This window comes from Actinomyces sp. zg-332 (assembly GCF_011751945.2).
Taxonomy (GTDB): Bacteria; Actinomycetota; Actinomycetes; order Actinomycetales; family Actinomycetaceae; genus ZJ293.
In genome coordinates this window covers 911,967-929,833 of the sequence record NZ_CP064951.1, presented here as the reverse complement: position 1 = coordinate 929,833, position 17,867 = coordinate 911,967, and the positions used below count along the sequence as shown (strand labels likewise).

General features: G+C 33.6%; 12 protein-coding genes. 2 read left to right on the top strand and 10 right to left on the bottom strand.

Features of this window, described 5'->3' with window-relative positions:
• Positions 1–144: 144 nt before the first annotated feature.
• Positions 145–3,324, top strand: a complete 3,180-nt coding sequence (locus HCQ94_RS03785) for a bifunctional [glutamine synthetase] adenylyltransferase/[glutamine synthetase]-adenylyl-L-tyrosine phosphorylase (protein WP_166982043.1) — start codon at positions 145–147, stop codon at positions 3,322–3,324.
• A 447-nt stretch (positions 3,325–3,771) separates the two neighbouring features.
• Here HCQ94_RS03785 and HCQ94_RS03780 read toward each other — a convergent pair whose 3' ends face one another.
• The 4 genes from HCQ94_RS03780 to HCQ94_RS03765 form a co-directional block, all read right to left on the bottom strand.
• Entirely contained in the window at positions 3,772–4,578 is an 807-nt protein-coding gene (locus HCQ94_RS03780; protein WP_269775633.1) for an amino acid ABC transporter ATP-binding protein, read from the bottom strand.
• A 5-nt stretch (positions 4,579–4,583) separates the two neighbouring features.
• Positions 4,584–5,540, bottom strand: a complete 957-nt coding sequence (locus tag HCQ94_RS03775; protein WP_166977778.1) for an amino acid ABC transporter permease — start codon at positions 5,538–5,540, stop codon at positions 4,584–4,586.
• Between the two features lie 6 nt (positions 5,541–5,546).
• Positions 5,547–6,449, bottom strand: a complete 903-nt coding sequence (locus tag HCQ94_RS03770; RefSeq protein WP_166982040.1) for an ABC transporter substrate-binding protein — start codon at positions 6,447–6,449, stop codon at positions 5,547–5,549.
• Positions 6,450–6,803: 354 nt separating this feature from the next.
• A complete protein-coding gene (locus HCQ94_RS03765) occupies positions 6,804–8,483 on the bottom strand; it encodes a phosphoglucose isomerase-related protein (protein WP_166982037.1) in 1,680 nt (559 codons plus the stop codon).
• An 84-nt stretch (positions 8,484–8,567) separates the two neighbouring features.
• On the opposite strand from HCQ94_RS03765, the gene xerD reads away from it, so the two are divergent.
• Positions 8,568–9,470, top strand: a complete 903-nt coding sequence (xerD, locus tag HCQ94_RS03760) for a site-specific tyrosine recombinase XerD (protein WP_166982034.1) — start codon at positions 8,568–8,570, stop codon at positions 9,468–9,470.
• 426 nt (positions 9,471–9,896) lie between these two features.
• Here xerD and HCQ94_RS03755 read toward each other — a convergent pair whose 3' ends face one another.
• From HCQ94_RS03755 to HCQ94_RS03730, 6 genes are all read right to left on the bottom strand, one after another.
• Positions 9,897–10,871 (bottom strand): ATP-grasp domain-containing protein, encoded by a 975-nt coding sequence (locus HCQ94_RS03755; RefSeq protein ID WP_166982031.1) that lies wholly within the window; start codon positions 10,869–10,871, stop codon positions 9,897–9,899.
• 19 nt (positions 10,872–10,890) lie between these two features.
• The gene (locus HCQ94_RS03750; RefSeq protein WP_166982028.1) at positions 10,891–12,027 is read right to left on the bottom strand and encodes an ATP-grasp domain-containing protein; all 1,137 of its coding nucleotides are present in this window, start codon (positions 12,025–12,027) and stop codon (positions 10,891–10,893) included.
• A complete protein-coding gene (locus HCQ94_RS03745) occupies positions 12,008–13,243 on the bottom strand; it encodes an MFS transporter (RefSeq protein ID WP_166982025.1) in 1,236 nt (411 codons plus the stop codon). Before HCQ94_RS03745 ends, HCQ94_RS03750 begins: the two co-directional genes overlap by 20 nt.
• Positions 13,236–14,375 (bottom strand): ATP-grasp domain-containing protein, encoded by a 1,140-nt coding sequence (locus HCQ94_RS03740; RefSeq protein ID WP_166982022.1) that lies wholly within the window; start codon positions 14,373–14,375, stop codon positions 13,236–13,238. The genes HCQ94_RS03745 and HCQ94_RS03740 overlap by 8 nt, the downstream gene beginning before the upstream one ends.
• Positions 14,372–15,217, bottom strand: coding sequence for a GHMP family kinase ATP-binding protein (locus HCQ94_RS03735; protein ID WP_166982019.1), 846 nt, complete (start codon positions 15,215–15,217; stop codon positions 14,372–14,374). The genes HCQ94_RS03740 and HCQ94_RS03735 overlap by 4 nt, the downstream gene beginning before the upstream one ends.
• 884 nt (positions 15,218–16,101) lie before the next feature.
• Entirely contained in the window at positions 16,102–17,703 is a 1,602-nt protein-coding gene (locus tag HCQ94_RS03730) for an LPXTG cell wall anchor domain-containing protein (RefSeq protein ID WP_166982016.1), read from the bottom strand.
• Positions 17,704–17,867: the final 164 nt, after the last annotated feature.

The window sequence follows — 17,867 nt, the reverse complement described above, 5'->3', positions numbered from 1 at the left end:
GATTTATCATTCAAATAATAAAGTTTTACTTTCAAAAATGGAGATTTTGCTTTCAAACTACGCTTTTATATAATAGTTTTAATTGCCTCATTTTAAATTTAGGTTTGGCTACTCATTTCATCGGGACGACAATGTAGGAATAAGATGACAAACACTATAGAAAACAAACTCAGAACTTGTGGGGTAATTCAAATTTCTAGAGCCTGTGATTGGTTCGTAAACAGTGAACTTAGTATTTTTGCTGATAAAAACGTATTTTTTGAAACTCTAGCTAAGAGCATAGATCCTGATTTAACTCTTTTGGCTTTGCTCAGAGTATGTCAAACACAAGATGGAAAGTCTTTGCTTTTATCTGCGTTGGAAAGTAAAACTTGGTTTGAACGCATTATAAATGTGCTTACTTTTAGTGGTTTTTATACTGATTTCTTAGTTTCTAATCCTAAGCATTTAAAGTATTTGGATCCTAAATATTTTTGTTTTACAGCTAACTTTGATAATAACTACACTTTTTCTTACCCCGATGACACTTTTACCACTGATGATATTAGGAAATACTATTGGGGTTATTTACTTTCAATTCTGGGTGATGATTTGACTTATACTAACCCTGTTCAACAAGTTGATAATATTACGCGTAAGCTATCTAACCTCGTTGACGCAACAGTTGAATCAGCTTTAAAAATTGCCAAAAACAAACATGACCCTGATAACAATATTGCGATATCTGTTATGGCTATGGGCAAGGCTGGTAGCCATGAGCTGAACTATATTTCTGATGTTGACGTAATTTTCTTGTATAAAGATTTGTCTAACATAAAAGAAAGCCAAAGTAATATTTCAAATACTTTAGAAAATACTAGTAACAGTGCAACTATTACGAAAACTTCTGTGGAAATAGACTCAGAAGGTGATAAAGATAACTACACAAAACTTGTTTCAATTATAAATGAAGTGTGTAGTATTTGTGGTGGAAATAGCTTTACTGATAGTATTTACCCTAAACTGTGGCCTTTAGATTTGAATTTACGCCCTGAAGGAAAAGATGGATCTATTGCACACACTTTGGAGTACTGTAAAACATACTATACTAAATGGGCTAAAGACTGGGAATTTCAAGCTTTACTAAAAGCCCGCTATATGGCTGGGGATAAGCAAATAGCTGAGGAATTTATTGACTTTGTTACTCCGCTAGTGTGGAACATATCAAATAGTGAAAATTTTGTAGATAACTGTCGAAAGATGCGTAAAAAGGTTGAAAGCAATATTTCTTCTAACGCTGATCGTAATATTAAACTTGGCTCAGGAGGCATAAGGGATATAGAATTTAGTATTCAGCTTTTGCAACTCGTACATGGTAGGCTCGATAGCAATATTCGTTCATCAAATACTTTTGAAGCAATAAAAGAGCTGTGTGACAATGGCTATATTTCTAGAGATATCTATGAAGATTTAGTTTACTGCTGCAGTTTTTTGCGTTTAGTTGAACATCGTTTACAAGTTATGAAAATGCAAAGAACTCATGTTGTGCCTAAAAGTGAGACTAGTTTACGTTTGCTTGCTAAGTCATTGAAAATAAATACGGTAGATAATGCTACTTCTTTTGAGAGTTTTCTTAAAAATAAACGTATTTTAGTGCGAAATCTGCATAAAGATATTTTTTACAGTCCAATTCTAAACGTTGCGGCATCTTTAGATAAGCAAGCTTTTGCTTTAGAAAGTAATATTATTTTTACTAGGTTGGAAGCTATAGGTTTTAAAGACCCTAATGCTGCGATAAGCAATATCCGCTCTCTTACGAGAGGAACTAGGCGACGATCGGTTATACACAGACATCTTTTACCAGTACTTATAGAGTGGATGAGCCATGGAGCAAACCCTGATAGTGCCTTGCTAAACTTCCGTATACTTTCTGAAACGGTAGGGGATTCGCATTGGTATTTAGGATTTTTGAGAGATTCCAATATTGCTTGTAAATATTTGTGTAAAATTTTATCCAATTCAGCATTTATAGCACGTGAGCTGGTGAATTTCCCTGAAGCTATTCGATGGCTCGAAAACGAAAATGAGCTTTCTCCTAGAAGCTATGAATCACTAAAACAAGAAATAGATGCCATACTTGATAGGCATAGTGACGAAATACAAATTGCTACACATATTCGTCGCATTAGAGCTAGAGAACTAATAAGGTGTGCCATTATCGACTGTATTTTTGGTATACAAGTTCAGCGCACAGTTGAATATATATCTACATTAAACGATTTGGCTATATATGGGATTTATGAAGTAGCTAAACGTATGGTAGAAAAAGAGTTCTTAGTTTCTAATCAGCCACCTGAGGGCTTTGATATATCTCTGCTAGAATTTGCTGTAATTGGTATGGGACGTCTGGGTGGAAAAGAGTGTGTTTACTCTTCTGACGCTGATGTTTTATATATTTACGATTATGGAAAAATAAACTTGGAAGAGGACAAAAAAGAATCTTCCTCGCTAGATTTATCTATTTTACAAACAGGGTCTGAATACAAAGAAGATGAAAAAGTTACTCTATTTGCTAGTAAAGTTGCACATTTTATTGCTAGAACTATAAAAACTTTGCTTGGAGAAGTAAGTGAAGAACTACCTTTAGATATTGATTTAGGGCTTAGACCTGAGGGAAGTAGTGGGGAAGTTACACGTAGCTTATCTTCATATTCAAAGTATTTTGATAAATGGACCTGTTCTTGGGAACGTCATGCTCTTATACGCTGTCGACCTATAACAGGAGATAGTGACCTTACTAATGCCTTTATGAAACTAGTGGACTCTTTGCGTTATAGTGAGGAATTATCAGCTGAAGCTTTGCGACAAATCAGACGTCTGAAAGCCCGAATGGATATCGAAAGAATACCTAAACGAGTAAAAGCTAATAGGCATTTGAAATTTGGTATTGGTGGTTTATGTGATGTTGAATGGGCTGTACAAATTTTACAGCTAAAATATGCTCATAAGTATGATGAGTTACAAACCACAAACACTATTGTTGCTTTAGATAAACTATGCGAGTATTCAATAATTTCTGAGGAAGAAAAAGAAATATTGTTGAAATCTTGGATTTACGCTACTGAAATACGTATAGCTAATATGCTTGCAAGCGGGAAACTAAAGTCAAGAGAAAACGATATGTTGCCTACTACCTCGCTTATGACTCGAAACGTTAATTATCTGTTAGGTAATACTACTTCTGATATATGGTTAGCAGAGGAACAGTATTTACTAGCAGGTAGGCATTGCCATATGGTTTATGAAAAGCTCTTTTTCAGTGATGATACTAGCGACAGTGATTGATATTACCTTATATTGCTTGGATATTGTCTAACAGTTCTCTTAGCGTTGAATTTTAACGCTGTTGCTTGTAGCAGTGACGAGATGTATTGCTAGTGGATATGATGAGCTTCGCGTTTTGTCTAGTGCTACGAAAGTGCCTAAAGGATAGTGTCTCAATAATAATAACCTCGTAATTATATGTAGGCGTGCGAATAAAATTAGTTTACTTCATGGTGAAAAGTAGAAGAAAGTAAAGGAAAGTTTATAGTTTTATTTACGCTGAAAATATACAAACCAGCGATTTTGTATATTTTATAATAGATATTATTAGCAGTAGTAAACTTGGGTTTTATGTTTCACTATAGATGATTTAGATTACAAGATTAAAGTGTTGTCCAACAGTAAAATAGAATATAGCTTTAAAATATGAATGGGTGGGAATACTCCCACCCATTTACACTTAGTTATTTACTTAATAACCTTTGAGAAGAAACTTTGTACACGTTTGTGTTTTGGATTATCGAATAGCTCATTTGGTTCAGCTTGCTCAATAATCATTCCTTCATCCATAAATACGACGTAGTCAGCTGCTTCTCTAGCAAAGCCCATTTCATGTGTAACCACAACCATAGTCATACCGGATTTTGCTAGAATTTTCATTACCTTTAGAACTTCACCGACTAGTTCTGGATCCAAAGCTGAAGTTGGTTCATCAAACAGCATTAGCTCAGGTTCCATTGCTAAAGCTCTAGCAATAGCAATACGCTGCTGCTGTCCACCTGATAACTGTGATGGATAGTAATCACATCTGTCATCCATATCTACCAGCTCTAGCTGTTTCAAAGCAATTTCTCGAGCTTTGTCTTTGGACATTTTCTTTACTCGAATTGGTGCTTCCATAACGTTTTCTAAAGCTGTCATGTGAGGGAACAAATTGAACCTTTGGAATACCATTCCAATCTGAGTACGCTGTTTAGCTATTTCTTTATCAGATAACTTGTGAGGGATTACTTCTCCGTCTTTTTCTACTTCACGTATTCCAAGTAGTTCACCATTTATCCATATACGCCCTGCAGTTACTTCTTCTAATTCGTTGAAGCACCTTAGTAAAGTGGATTTACCTGAACCACTAGGGCCTAGAAGAACAACTACTTCTCCTTTATGTACAGTAAGGTTTATATCTTTTAGAATATGCTTATCGCCAAAGAATTTATGGACGTTTACTGCACATATCATTGAGGTTTCTGGTGGACAAAACTTTTCTTTTTCACTCATTTTGTTTACCTACCCTCTCTGTTAACTCTATAAAAGTCTTCTAGCATTTTGTTTTGCAAAGATTCAATTTGTTTCTTAGATAAACGCTTTTCTTTTTTGGAACTATTGTCGTCTTTATCAAAGCCCCTACCATAGTGACGTTCTAAAAAGTACTGTCCTATCATTAATATAGAGGTGATTAGTATGTACCATAGTGCTGCAACAATCAGTAGCGGTATTGGAGCGAATATGCGGTTACCGATATTTGAAGCTTCGAATGTAAGATCTAGCGTAAACGGTACAGCTAACACTAGGGAAGTTGTCTTTAGCATTGATATTGTTTCATTACCAATTGGTGGAACAATAACACGCATTGCTTGAGGGATAACTATTCTACGTAGAATTAATCCTTTCTTCATACCTAAGACTTTTCCAGCTTCCCATTGTCCTTCATCTACCGAATTTAATCCTGCGCGGAAGATTTCTGATAAATAAGCACCTTCGTTTAACCCTAGGCCTAGTAGAGCTGCAATACCAGCTGTAATTACGTCAGCTGTGTTGAATGTAAAGAACTCTGGACCAAAAGGAACCCCTAAAGAAATGCGAGGGTATAGAACAGAAATTAGTCCCCAGAATACCAGCTGTGTATAAACAGGTGTTCCTCTGAAGAACCAAATGTAAAACCACGCTACACTACTCATAATTGGGTTTGATGATTGGCGCATTATTGCCATTGTTAATGCTATTACTATACCAATTAGCATTGCTCCAATTGTTAATAGGATTGTATATTTTACACCAGATAATACTAGTGGATGGAACATATATTTTCCTACTAGATTCCATTGGAAATTAGGGTTCGTGAATAATGATTTAATAACTATTATCACTAGTAATGCTACTACTACTGCTGAAATTATTTGTCCAGTTTTTGGCACTGGACGAGCTTTCAAAATTTCAGTTGGTTTATCTTGTATGCTCATTTTTCTTTAGTTTTCTACTTTAGGATTTACGATTGCTTTTTCAACTACAACTTTTTCAACACCCCATTTGCTCATTATTTTCTCTAGAACGCCGTTGTCAATGAGATATTGTGTTGCTTTTTGGATAGCGTCAGTTAGTTGTTTGTCTTTGTCTACTACAATTCCGTTTAATGTCTCGTCAAAGATCCCACCGAGCTGTTCGATTTTGCCATCTGTTTTTTGGATAGCATATCCAACTACTGGTGAATCTGCATACATTACGTCAAGTTTTAAACCAATTAAGCTTGGTACGATTTTTGCTTGTAGATCGTAAGGAGCTAAAGTAATTGGGTCTTTTCCTTTTTTAATGCATTTCTTTGACATTTTTGGAACATCATGCATTTGGTAAGTACCTAATTGAACGCCAATCGTTGTGCCACATAAATCGTTATATTTAACTTTTTTAGGATTTCCTTTTGCTACTGCAAACATTGATCCTGCTTTTATGTAAGAAATCATATTCTTTTGTTTTGTGCGCTCTTGTGTGATTGTAAAAGCGCCAATAGCCATATCAAATTTTGATCCAACAGATGGAAGTAACGTATCAAAAGGTGCATGTACAACTTTTGCTTTTAACCCCAGTATATTACTAATTGCTTCAGAAACATCTTTGTCGTATCCAACAATACTTTCGCCATCGTCGGCAAATATAACTGCTGGTGCATAACCTGCTGAGGTACCAATATTTAGTAAACCTTTGGTACGTATTTTTTCTGGTACTAGGTTTGATATTTCCTTTACTTCTTTTATGGTTGAAGTATCATATCCCAGATTTTTACCAGATAATTCTTCTGCTGTAAAAGAACTACATCCTGTAAGTGTGAATATGCTAATGAGACAAGCTGCAAGAGCTCTTATACTCTTATTCATATTCCCTCCTTTTATTCTCCCATGAGTAATTATGCATCCGTATGTATTTATATGCAATAAAAAAATGCAAGTTTATGTATTTTTATGCAAGAAATTTGAAAAAATATGCTTAAAATTACTAGAAAATCAATACTTTTTATCTTGTTTTTAGATATTTGTTGCAAGTTTTTGAAATTTTTTATACATATTTATTCATGAAATGGCGAATGATTATACGACTTTTATGAATAATTATTCTTTACAATAAAGGAATAATTCTTTTTATGTGTTAAGTAAAAGTAGCCTTTAAGTGTTTTCTTAAAGGCTACTTTATATATGAATATCTACAGGTTTTGCTAAACTACATAGCTACTGTTAGTTAGTTATTAGGTTACATAAGTCTTTGAATACTTTATCATTTTTACATTTAATTCTAACTACTGGTAACTTTAAATCGGCTAGAACTTTGAAATCTCCAACTGCTTGTGCAGTTACTAAATCGTTGTAAGTAAAGTCTTTTCCTACAACCTCTAGGGCAGTAGTGCTATCGATTTGTATCTGTAAGAATACTCCATTTTTTGCTCCGCCTTTGTGTAGTTGCCCAGTAGAATGCAAGAAACGAGGTCCCCAACCAATAGTAACAGGACGTTTAAGCTTATTTACAAGCTCTTGCCTAAGAGTAGATACGCTATCGCTATAACTAATTCTGTCACCATATATCATTACAGCTAAATAAGAGTCATCTTTAACATTGGAAAATAGTGAGTGTAAAACAGAATCTACATCTTCAAAATTTTCTGAAGAAATATTTGGCGTACCTAGGTTGAAAGCTTGTAATTGTACTATATCGTAAGAGTTGCTATCTGTTGCCTTATCCATATTTGCTAATATTTCACGGCTAGCTACTTTTGCTGATTCTACGTTAGGCTGATCGAAAGGATTTACTCCTATAACATAACAAGCTATGGCTGTAGCAACTTCCCATACTAAGAACTGAGCACCTAAACTACCTGTGACTTCGATATGCTGGTTAACTCTATCTGTAAAAGCACATTCTTGTGTACCTGAAATATATACAGGTAGTACATCGTGTAAGTTATATGCTAATTCAGTTGGTTCAGAGCATACTATTGGTAGAATACTTTTGCCTATTTTCCCTGATGATTCTGCTATTAATTGTTCAGCCCAATCAGCAAAGTTAGCTAGTCCGCTAGCAGTATCAACTAGCAAGGTCTTATCAGCAGAACTTGACCCTTGTTTTAGAACGCTTGCTGATAAAGCTGCGCCTAGTATTATTGCAGGGTTTGCATCAAAATCTCTGTATACCAACTCACTAGTTTTATCAGCGTCATTGACAATAGATTCTACATTTACACCAGCTAGGTAAGAAGGCAGCAGTCCAAAAGCAGTAAGTGCTGAAAAACGACCACCGACTTGTATATCACCATGAAAAACTTTATAGCCCTTTTCGTTAGCATATTGTTCAAAAGGACTCATTGGATCTGTAACTATAACTATGTGTTTAGACGAATCTAAGTTTTTTGCATTAAAAGCTTGTTCAAAAGTATGTAATGCGCTGTCAGTTTCAACAGTTGAGCCAGATTTAGAAGATACGACTAATACGGTTTTTTCTAAATCTACTAAAGTGTTTTGTACTTGCTCAGGGTTAGTAGAATCAAGTATAACTATATCTTTTTGATAAACATTACATATAACTTCAGGAGCTAGAGATGAACCACCCATACCAGCTAAAACTACTCTAGATAAACCACGCTCAGAGAGAAGTTTTTTATACTCGTATAAATCTTTTATAAAATTTTCTGCTTTACTAGCTGCATCGACCCAACCTAGTCTTTTCTTAGATTCCTCCTCAGCATCTTTTCCCCAGATTGTATAGTCTTTTGCTTTTATTCTAGAAGCAATCTTATTTGAAACTATTGACTCAATAGTAGGAGTAAGAGTTTGTAGCAGGTTATCAGATATTTTTATATCAAACACGCAAGTATCTAAGTCATCATTGATATTAGAAGTTATATGTGTGATTTTGCTAGGCATATTTTCTCCAAAATAAAACTATATTTTTTAACGTACAGTCGTAGTATTATTTAATTTTACACTTAAGCAAGATAATATGTGATTATGGACGACAATACACTTTTTAGAAATTTTATTTCATTTATAACAATTGAGAAAGCTTTATCTGAAAATACAGTTCTTTCTTATAGTAGCGATATGGAAAGATTTAAAAATTTTATTGATGGTAGAGGTTTATCTTATAGTCAGGTTAGTACTGAAGATATAAATGAGTATGTTATTAGTCTTGCTGATAGATATTCTAAAACATCAATTGCTAGGAGTATGGCTACTTTACGATCTTTTTATAAATATTTAGTTTCTGAAAATATCATTTTAAATACTCCGATGAATAGTGTAAAAACCCCTAAAACTGGGCAAAAACTACCTAAAGCATTGACTTTTGATGAAGTGGAAACTCTTCTAAATGCTCCAGATTTACAAACAGTAATTGGAATTAGAGATAAAGCTTTACTTGAAATTTTATATGGCTGTGGTTTGCGTATAAGCGAAGCGGTTAATTTAACTATTGATAACTTTCGTGTGGATGAAGACGGAATTAGTGTTTTGCAAGTTATGGGTAAGGGGTCTAAGGAAAGAATTGTACCTGTGGGTAGTTTTGCTATAAAAGCGGTTAATGCTTATTTATCACGTTCTAGACCTGCTTTAGCGGCTAAAGGAAAAGGGAGCGTAAACTTATTTTTGAATAAGCGTGGAAATAAGCTCTCTAGACAATCAGCGTGGGAAATTTTGCAGTATAATGTTCAAGCTTGTGGGCTGAAAAAAGAAGTTTCTCCTCATACTTTGAGACATTGCTTTGCTACTCATTTATTAGAAGGTGGAGCTGATATAAGAGTTGTACAAGAGTTATTAGGACATTCTAATGTGACTACTACTCAGATTTATACTAAAGTCAGCATAACTACTTTGCGTGAAGTTTATTCAACAAGTCACCCTCGTGCTTTGTAAGTATATATTCGTTGTGAGGTTTATAGAGTTTTAATTTAAAAGTTGTGATTTTTAAAAGGAATGTATTAGTTTTATATAAAAAGACATACTAGTTATTTACATATTCGATATGGGATTTTTATGAAAATACTATTTCTAAAATTTATAAAATATAGATTAAATGTTTGATACAAAAGTAATACATTATGGGTATATGCACTTAAAACTACTATCGTGATTTTAGATATTATATTAAAATGTTCGCATAAACAATTGTTGGGTAATTATCAACGGTGATAGTACCCAACAATTGTATTAAAAAATAAGAATATCTTGTATAGAAACCTATCTGTTTTAATGCTTATCACGAACAGGGTCTACACTTAATTTCTTGGTTTATAAGTAAATAGTAAGTGTTTTGCCTGTAATAACGACGATTTTACGTAATCATACTTTTTCCAAAACTGCTTTGCAAACTTCTTTACCGATATCTTCACCTGTTGCTTCTAAATGTCCGCTTATTCCTCCTGGATTTACTAAATTTAGTTCAATAAGATGAGGATATGCTATGTCAATTCCTGCAAAGTTGATTCCAAACTTCATTAATTCTTTAGCAATTTTTAGTGATAAATTTTGTGTATCGTTGTTAAGCTCAAGTGGAGTACATTTACCGCCAATGAGATAATTACCCCTAAAATCTCCTTTAGCAGGTATTTTTCTATAACCGCCTAATATTTTTCCTCCAGCGAGCAAAACTCTACTTTCTGTTTTGTCTAAATTAGGAATATATTTTTGTAAGACTGCGTATTGCTCAGCAAAGCCATGTATTGTTTTACCATACATCTCATACAGTTGTTTAGGATTACCTACAGCTGATTCAATTATTGCTTTTTTGTTTTTATCTTCAGAATGTAAGACAAAAACATCAGCACCACATCCTTTATTAGGTGCTTTAATTACCCACTTTTCTTCTGGAGGTGATTTATCTACTATGGATACTATTTTATCGCTGTCGAGTAGAACACTGTTATTGTAAAACTTGCTTTCTGAAAGTCTTTGCATACCAATCTTATTATTAAGAAAGAAAATAGAAGATGGTAAGTTTACAAACTTTATACGTCCTTCTAGTACCCATAGAATACGGAAAAAGTCATCTATTTTATTAGGATGAGAATAATCAAGTAACCAACATAAATCAAAATCTTCGCAAGAATGGTACTCTTCCATAAAAACATGTTTTTCGCCTACTTTAGAGTTTTTAAATTTTGCGATACGTGTAATGACTTGCCCGTTTAATATTTGTAGTGAATTTACATCACCAAGAAAAACACTGTGGTTTAATTCGGTTAATGATTGTGGGATAAAGAAGTTATTTACTGGTTCATAAAAATCACTTTGCAGAACTAAAACTAAAATTTTCATGGTACTACCTTTTCATAATCTAGTTTTCTTCACCATCTGAAATACAAATGTAAAATGCGTGTCTGTCTTTTGAAGATAAAATACTTCCACGTTTTTCTTTAGGGAGTAATATTTGTGCATCTACAACATCATTTTTAGAAAGTACAGTTTTTAGCCAATCACTATCTTGTACTTTTTCATCAGTTAGTTCAACGAAATGTATTGATGCTTCTTTAGAGGTGTATTTTATTTCATCTACATTGTCATTTTCATAGGCTCTAAAAAGCCTTTCGAAAGCGTTCATTCCTGTGGAGTATCCCATTAAATCAGCTATTCTATCTCCGCCTACACGTCCATGGGCTTCAATAACCTTTACTGATTCTTCATTTATCATAAATTCAATGTGAGATAGACCAAACTTGTATCCAACAAGGTTTAATATATTAGAAGCTGCAGTAAAAAGTGCTTCCTTTTGTTTATAAGAAATTGAAGCAGGTTGTTTTTGAGCGATTTCGACTAAGCCACTTACACCACCTGTTACTTTTTCTGTAACTATTATTGGATAATGCTTGCCATCCCAAGATAAAGTTTCTACCGAGTACTCTTTGCCATGAAATACTTCTTCTACAAGCAAAGGGAAGGAGAGCGAATCTAGTGAATTTTGCAACTTTGAGATATTATCAAATCTTTGAACATTTTTACTTCCTGAACCATAAAGAGGCTTAGCAACAACGCCTTTATTTCCAAAGTCAATAAATGTTTCCAATAGTTGGCTTTTAACTGATATAACTTTGAAATTACCAGATAGATAGGCAAGATTTTTATTTACTAAAGATCGAAAAAGAGGTTTATTTCGCATTAGCTCAAGTTCGAAAACGTGAGAGTACTTTCCATTGGCAAAATTCATGGAAGAGTTTACTAAAGAAGCCACTTGTGATGTGTCATCACCAAAACCAATACAAACAGTATTAGCATCACACGGTTTTATACCTACGTTAATAATTGCTCTAGTAATAACTAAAGGATCAAGTGTATTGTCACAGTGGATAAGTTGAATACCATATTTTGTTATGAAATCTTTTTCGCTATCACATGACAAAATTACTATTGGTGTACTACCGGCTTGTAATGCAGATTTTATTACTTCTTCACGTGGATTAATTAGTAACAAGTTCATTTTCGTTTACCTCGTTTCGTACAATGAACATTGAAAGTATCAATGCTAAACAGGTTGTTGGAATTGTTAGGAATAGTATGTCGGATGTATAGTTATGTATTGAAATAAGTAAACCAATTAAAAATGATCCTAATAAGGAAGCTATACCACATATACAAGTTGTAAATCCAAAAGTTCTTGTTAAATTACGATTTTTAGCACTTGCTTTGGCAGTAATAGAATCTAAGGTAGGGCTGATAAGCATTTCACCAAAAGTAAAAATAATTGCGAATAAAATAACAATTACCCATGAAATAGGTAACAGTAAAAGGATACTTGAGAACATTATTAGTACAAAGCCTGTGAATAGTATAAATGAATCTCTTATATTTTTAAAAGCATGAACTAAAATCGGGTACTGTAAAATAAGTATGGTTATAGCATTTAATGAATATATAAAACCAGATCCAAATTTTTCATTTAATGCTTCTTTTGCAAGTATAGGAACAATAATTGCCCATTGGGAGTAAATAATCCAATAGATAGCTGTTAAACCTAAAATTGAATATAATACTTTCTTTTCTATAAGTGATTTATTAGTACTTTGCGTATTTATTTTTATATTTTTCCTATTGTCAGGTAGTTTACTTTGATTTTTCTTTTGAAACGAAGATTCGCTAGGATTAAAATGTATTAAGGAGATAATTATTGCTAGTAGTATATAAGAAGCAATTGAGCATTCAACGATAAAACTAAAATCGAATTTCCAATACAAAGCTGCACCAATCATAGGTCCAGTTGTTGCGCCAAGATTAATAGCAATTGAACGAATAGTTATTAATCTGCGATTAGTAGATCGTCGAAGAAGCTCTGTTTTTAAAGCTAGTGCTGTTGAAGAACTACCTATAGAAGCTATACTAGCTCCAAGTATGTACAATAAAAAGTCGTTTTCCCAAATGAAAACACTCATTCCAGCTGAACGCAAAAGTAATCCAAATACTGCAACAGGTTTAGAGCCAATTTTTTCATTTATGAATCCAATTAAAAGTGACAAAATAGAGCCTATACCTCCAAGAACACCTAAAACTAGTCCTATTTCTTTTGTTGATAGTCCGTATTTTAAAAGGTTAATAGTTAGTAGAGGGTATAACATAAAAGTTGTGATTCCCGATATACAAATGCTAACCATTAATAGGGTAGTGCTGACTGAAACGGGCTTAGAAACTAAATTACTCAATTTCCACCTCTATATGACTTGCTATAGTAATTGCTCTATCTTGTGCCAACTCAGCAGTTGGTGCAGTTACAAGTAAATTTCCTATTCTAGCTTTATAGGTGCCAATTTCTCTTACTTTTTCTTTTATGCTTTTTGATGGAAACCAAGTAGGATTACCAGGATAGTTTTTTATCTCTTCTAAACCAGAAATTGATTGTATATAGCCAGTTTTATGAGCATAAATACTAGTGTGAGCATATCCCTTATATATTTGCCTTTCTATAGGGATACTTGGAGTTATACCGATTGCTTGTTCCACTGTGTAACGGTACGGATTATAATTAGTACTTTCTAATATGCTCGGAGTGATTAAAGCCCCTGCCATTCGAGCATTTATCTCAATAAGTTTGAAACCGTCACTACTTTCAATGAACTCTATATGTGCTAAACCCAAGTTGTAGTTTAATGTTTCTAAGATACTAAGAGTCCATTCTTTTACACTGTTTTCCCAAGATGAATTAGCTGCCCAAGGAAAAGCTTTTGTTTCTTCAAGAAAAAATGGTGGTTTGGAAATAATACAATTAGTTATACCAAAAAATGTGAAGTTGTCTTTGCTTTTCCAAACTTCAGCTGAGTAAAGTGGACCTTTGTAGAAAGGTTGTGTCATATACTCATTGTGATCATCTATTTCTGCTATAAATTTTTTATACTCTTCTTCTGAATATAAAAGCTTTACACCGATTTTGCCTGTACCATTTATAGGTTTGCAAATTCTTGGCCAACCTATATTTGTTTCTTGTTGGAAATTCTCTATTTTAGATTGTACCCAACTTTTATTTCTGAACTGTGTGAGGTCTTGACTTTTAATGAAAGAAGGGAAAGCATACTTTTCTCGTAGTCTTGCTGCTAGTAGACCCCAAGTGTCTGTAACGCTGAAAATATTGTAAATAGTGTCTATATTTTCTTGTACATACTCTTCTACTTTTGAAGAGTCATGGGTTTGTAATACGACAACGTTTACGTTTTCTAGTCCTGAATATAAACTTGGATCGTAAGTTAGTAAAGTGAAATTATATCCGTATTCATTTGTTATATCAGCCATTACGTTTACATTTGACATTGCCTCTAATGCTACTAAAGTTTTTGGTGTCATCTCGAATCTCCAGTTTTGTTATAGTATGAGGTAGAACATTTATAAATATTTTTAGAATTAGAGTATTCATTAATGAAATAAGGAAAAGATTTTTCACTCCAAGCTGTATACGACCATGGCATCGTAAGCTCTTCTTTTCTGTTTATAAAAAGTGGTTCAGGTATATCCTCAGAGTGGTAGTGTTCTTCGTATACTTTTATATACCGATGTCCAGTATCTGCTGATGGCATTATATAAATATTATTTGGATTTTTATGAGAAAGATATTTTGCTACTATATACGTGGCTCCAGTGGATAAACCTCCAAAAACTCCAGATTCTTTCAGTAAGTTAATTCCGCCATTTACTGCTAGTGATGAAGCTATCCAATGAATGTACTCATACGAAGAATAGTCTATATTTTCAAATGGTATTGCACTGCCTATTCCAGCTACGAGCATTTTTGGATCAGATCTTTCGATTCCTAGCAAAATTTCTTGAAAATCATTTGGTTTTAGCAATATATTATGTATATTTGCGACAGCTTTGATAGTAGAAATTATATCTGCTGTGGAGCTAGACATACCTACACTTGTTAACAACTCTGTTTTTCTACTCCAGTGGTAATTATCAATTTTTGTGTCAAGCTGAAATTTTTTAATTACTTTTAATAATGCTTTTCTGCTTTTACTAGGTATAGGACAAGGTTTTTTAATAGAGTTTTTAGGAATAAGTTCTAATTTTACTGTTGAATAAAGTACGGATGGGAAGGTAAGAATTGCAATATGTGGTATTCCTTTATTGTCCATCCAAGGACCTTGCCAAAGTTCTCCGTATGTACCAGAAGATATTCCAATACTCATGAGCACTCGTTTCTATTTAAGTATTTACTTTTTTATTTACTATCTACTTACTTGTCTATAAATTTAAATGGTTGAAAATATTACTAGAAAAATTAGCTACTGTTATATAAAAAATTATTAAATAGTGAAATCTGTGATACTTTAAGATTAGCTTAATCATTGTATTAAGTAAAAACTTATATGAAGCAAATATATCTTTGGTTTAAAATTGTATATTTGTGGCATAGTTTCAAAGTTAAATGTTGGGAAATATATATCCTACATAAAAATAGACAGAAATTAAGTAGCTATTTTTATATACATAAGTATAAATTTATCTATTGATATAAAAATTTGTACGTCTAGCTATTTTGTTGTCTTTTACTACTAGTGATTTTAATAGTGCATGCTTCTTATAAAAGTATGGCTAAAACAATACCGCCTATAGTGAACTATAAAGTTTTGAAATAAAACGCGTAGGGGAGAAGTGGGCTAAGGTGTAGTGCGCGTAGTATCTTTTGCATATGTGTAAGATTTTCTACAAATTTTTCCTAAATAATATATGAGAATGTGACGTCAACGGTAATTATAATAAGCAGTACAGTATATCTTTTTTCATATTTACTATGTGGATTGTCCTTATTAAATATCTAAATCAATATATTCTAAAAAACTTCACATAAGTGTTTTTTCAATAAGAACGAATGCAAAATCTATTGCAAACATGATTGAATCCTTGAAATAAAAATTAGAGAATAAAACGAAATAAAAAAAGAAAACGATCCCAAACATGGGGTTTCAAGTATAACTTCGTGTACTAAAAAGATGGAAAAGTAAAGGGGCTAAACATACATTAAGTGCAGTTTAGCCCCTAAAATTCTCTAAAAGAAAATTAAAATATGATTTTAATCTTGCTTACGACGCATGGCTAAAAGCAATGCACCAGCAAATACTAGAATTCCAGCACCTGTGACAGTAATTGACGTATCAATACCTGTTGCAGCCAGTTTTGCCTTAGGAACAGACTTCTTGGAAGTAGGTTCATTAGGAGTAACTTCTTTAGAGCAATGTGCTGTAGCTTTTAGACTTACGATACGACGTTCAGTCTTTACAATTGGTTCACCAGTAGTCCACATTTGTTTATCTTCGTCCCAAACATATGGAGTGGTTGTCACTGTGCGAGTTTGAGTAACTTTTGGATTTTCACAAGTTGGAACTTCTTCACTCCACTTGCTAGTTTCAACAGTCTGTTCGCACTTATCTGAGGACATTTCCATCTTTTCATGAATGACCATAGGTAGAATCTGTCCAGTTGTATCATCTTTAACATCACGTAAAAATTGAACAGTTACGTTAAATGAGAAAGAGGATTTTGCCGGTAGTTTGCCAATCTTGAAAGTGATAGTTTTTCCATCTGGTGAAATAGTTGGCTCAGTAGCATCTTTTACAACATTGGTGTAACCATTACCTTTAAGCGCTCCTGCTCCAGGTGATACGAAAGTATTGACCGATCCTGCTTTGAAAACAGCATTCTGAGCAATAGTTGCAGTATATGTTCCTCCTTGGAAATCTTTATCTACTGCACCATATAGGCGTAGGGTAGCTGTTTTGCCATCATTTGCCCAGCCATCGCTACCTAGACCCCAACCGTCAGCGTTGACTTCACCCCAACCATCAGCTGGTGTCTTCCAGTTTGAAACAAACTTTTCACGACTTGTAATATCTGAACCGTATGGACTCCAAACAGTACGGCCAAGTAAAGCAACTTTACATTTTGATTCGCTAGGTGCAGGAGGTAGCTTTGGTAACTTGTCTTTATCATACTGACATGTACCTTCACCTTCATTATATGCACCTTCAAGTTCAGCAGATGCTACGTAACGACCATTTGTGTTACCGTCACCAGTGAACTGGAAAACGGTTGCGTGTCCAGCAGGTATGTCTTTCTTGAATGTAAGAGTCCAAATATTCTTAGCAACATCTGTTTGTACAGCTTCGAGTTTTGATGCGTCATATGAGGACCAAGTGTATTTAGCGTATGGTTCACCCCAAGTAGACATACGCTCATTTGTTGATACACGATCAAAAACAGTATTTGTCATATCGTCTGGCAAATCAACATTAACTTTTGTGCCAGCTTTAATTGTGTGATCAGTAGCTAGTGGAAAACGCCAGTTTTGTTTATCTGGATTATAAGTAAAGAAGTGGTTTGCTTCAAATATTCCTTTTCCTCCAAGAGATGGAGTAACTTCTGAAATGTAACCAGCATTTGAGTAAATGACTGGCGAACCATCAAGCCTAGTTGTTAAACCTGGATATTCAGCGTCATCATCTTTTAAATTCTTATCAAGAACAGCTTTAGTCTTCCATAAAACAACACATCCAGATGAAAAATCACCTGACTTTGTTTTAATATTTGTTGCATTTGCCGTGTTAACAGTAATAATGCTTGAAAGCATTAAAAAAGTGGTGGCAAGTAATGCAGTGAATGCTTTTTTGCGTAACACGATTAATTTCCCCCCTAATAATTGTGTATTATAATTCTAAGTTTTATATTGAAATCAACAAAGTAAATAGTAGGATAAATCTATAAAATTCGAAAAATAGTTGTTACATTCTTTAAAAGAATGGACAATTTAATTATTAGATAAATTATAAATTTCCACTTGGT

Coding starts and splice junctions, on each gene's coding strand:
- HCQ94_RS03735 (WP_166982019.1), bottom strand. CDS start 15,217: ATGAGTATTGGAATATCTTCTGGTACATACGGAGAACTTTGGCAAGGT.
- HCQ94_RS03775 (WP_166977778.1), bottom strand. CDS start 5,540: ATGAGCATACAAGATAAACCAACTGAAATTTTGAAAGCTCGTCCAGTG.
- xerD (WP_166982034.1), top strand. CDS start 8,568: ATGGACGACAATACACTTTTTAGAAATTTTATTTCATTTATAACAATT.
- HCQ94_RS03785 (WP_166982043.1), top strand. CDS start 145: ATGACAAACACTATAGAAAACAAACTCAGAACTTGTGGGGTAATTCAA.
- HCQ94_RS03770 (WP_166982040.1), bottom strand. CDS start 6,449: ATGAATAAGAGTATAAGAGCTCTTGCAGCTTGTCTCATTAGCATATTC.
- HCQ94_RS03740 (WP_166982022.1), bottom strand. CDS start 14,375: ATGACACCAAAAACTTTAGTAGCATTAGAGGCAATGTCAAATGTAAAC.
- HCQ94_RS03780 (WP_269775633.1), bottom strand. CDS start 4,578: ATGAGTGAAAAAGAAAAGTTTTGTCCACCAGAAACCTCAATGATATGT.
- HCQ94_RS03750 (WP_166982028.1), bottom strand. CDS start 12,027: ATGAACTTGTTACTAATTAATCCACGTGAAGAAGTAATAAAATCTGCA.
- HCQ94_RS03755 (WP_166982031.1), bottom strand. CDS start 10,871: ATGAAAATTTTAGTTTTAGTTCTGCAAAGTGATTTTTATGAACCAGTA.
- HCQ94_RS03765 (WP_166982037.1), bottom strand. CDS start 8,483: ATGCCTAGCAAAATCACACATATAACTTCTAATATCAATGATGACTTA.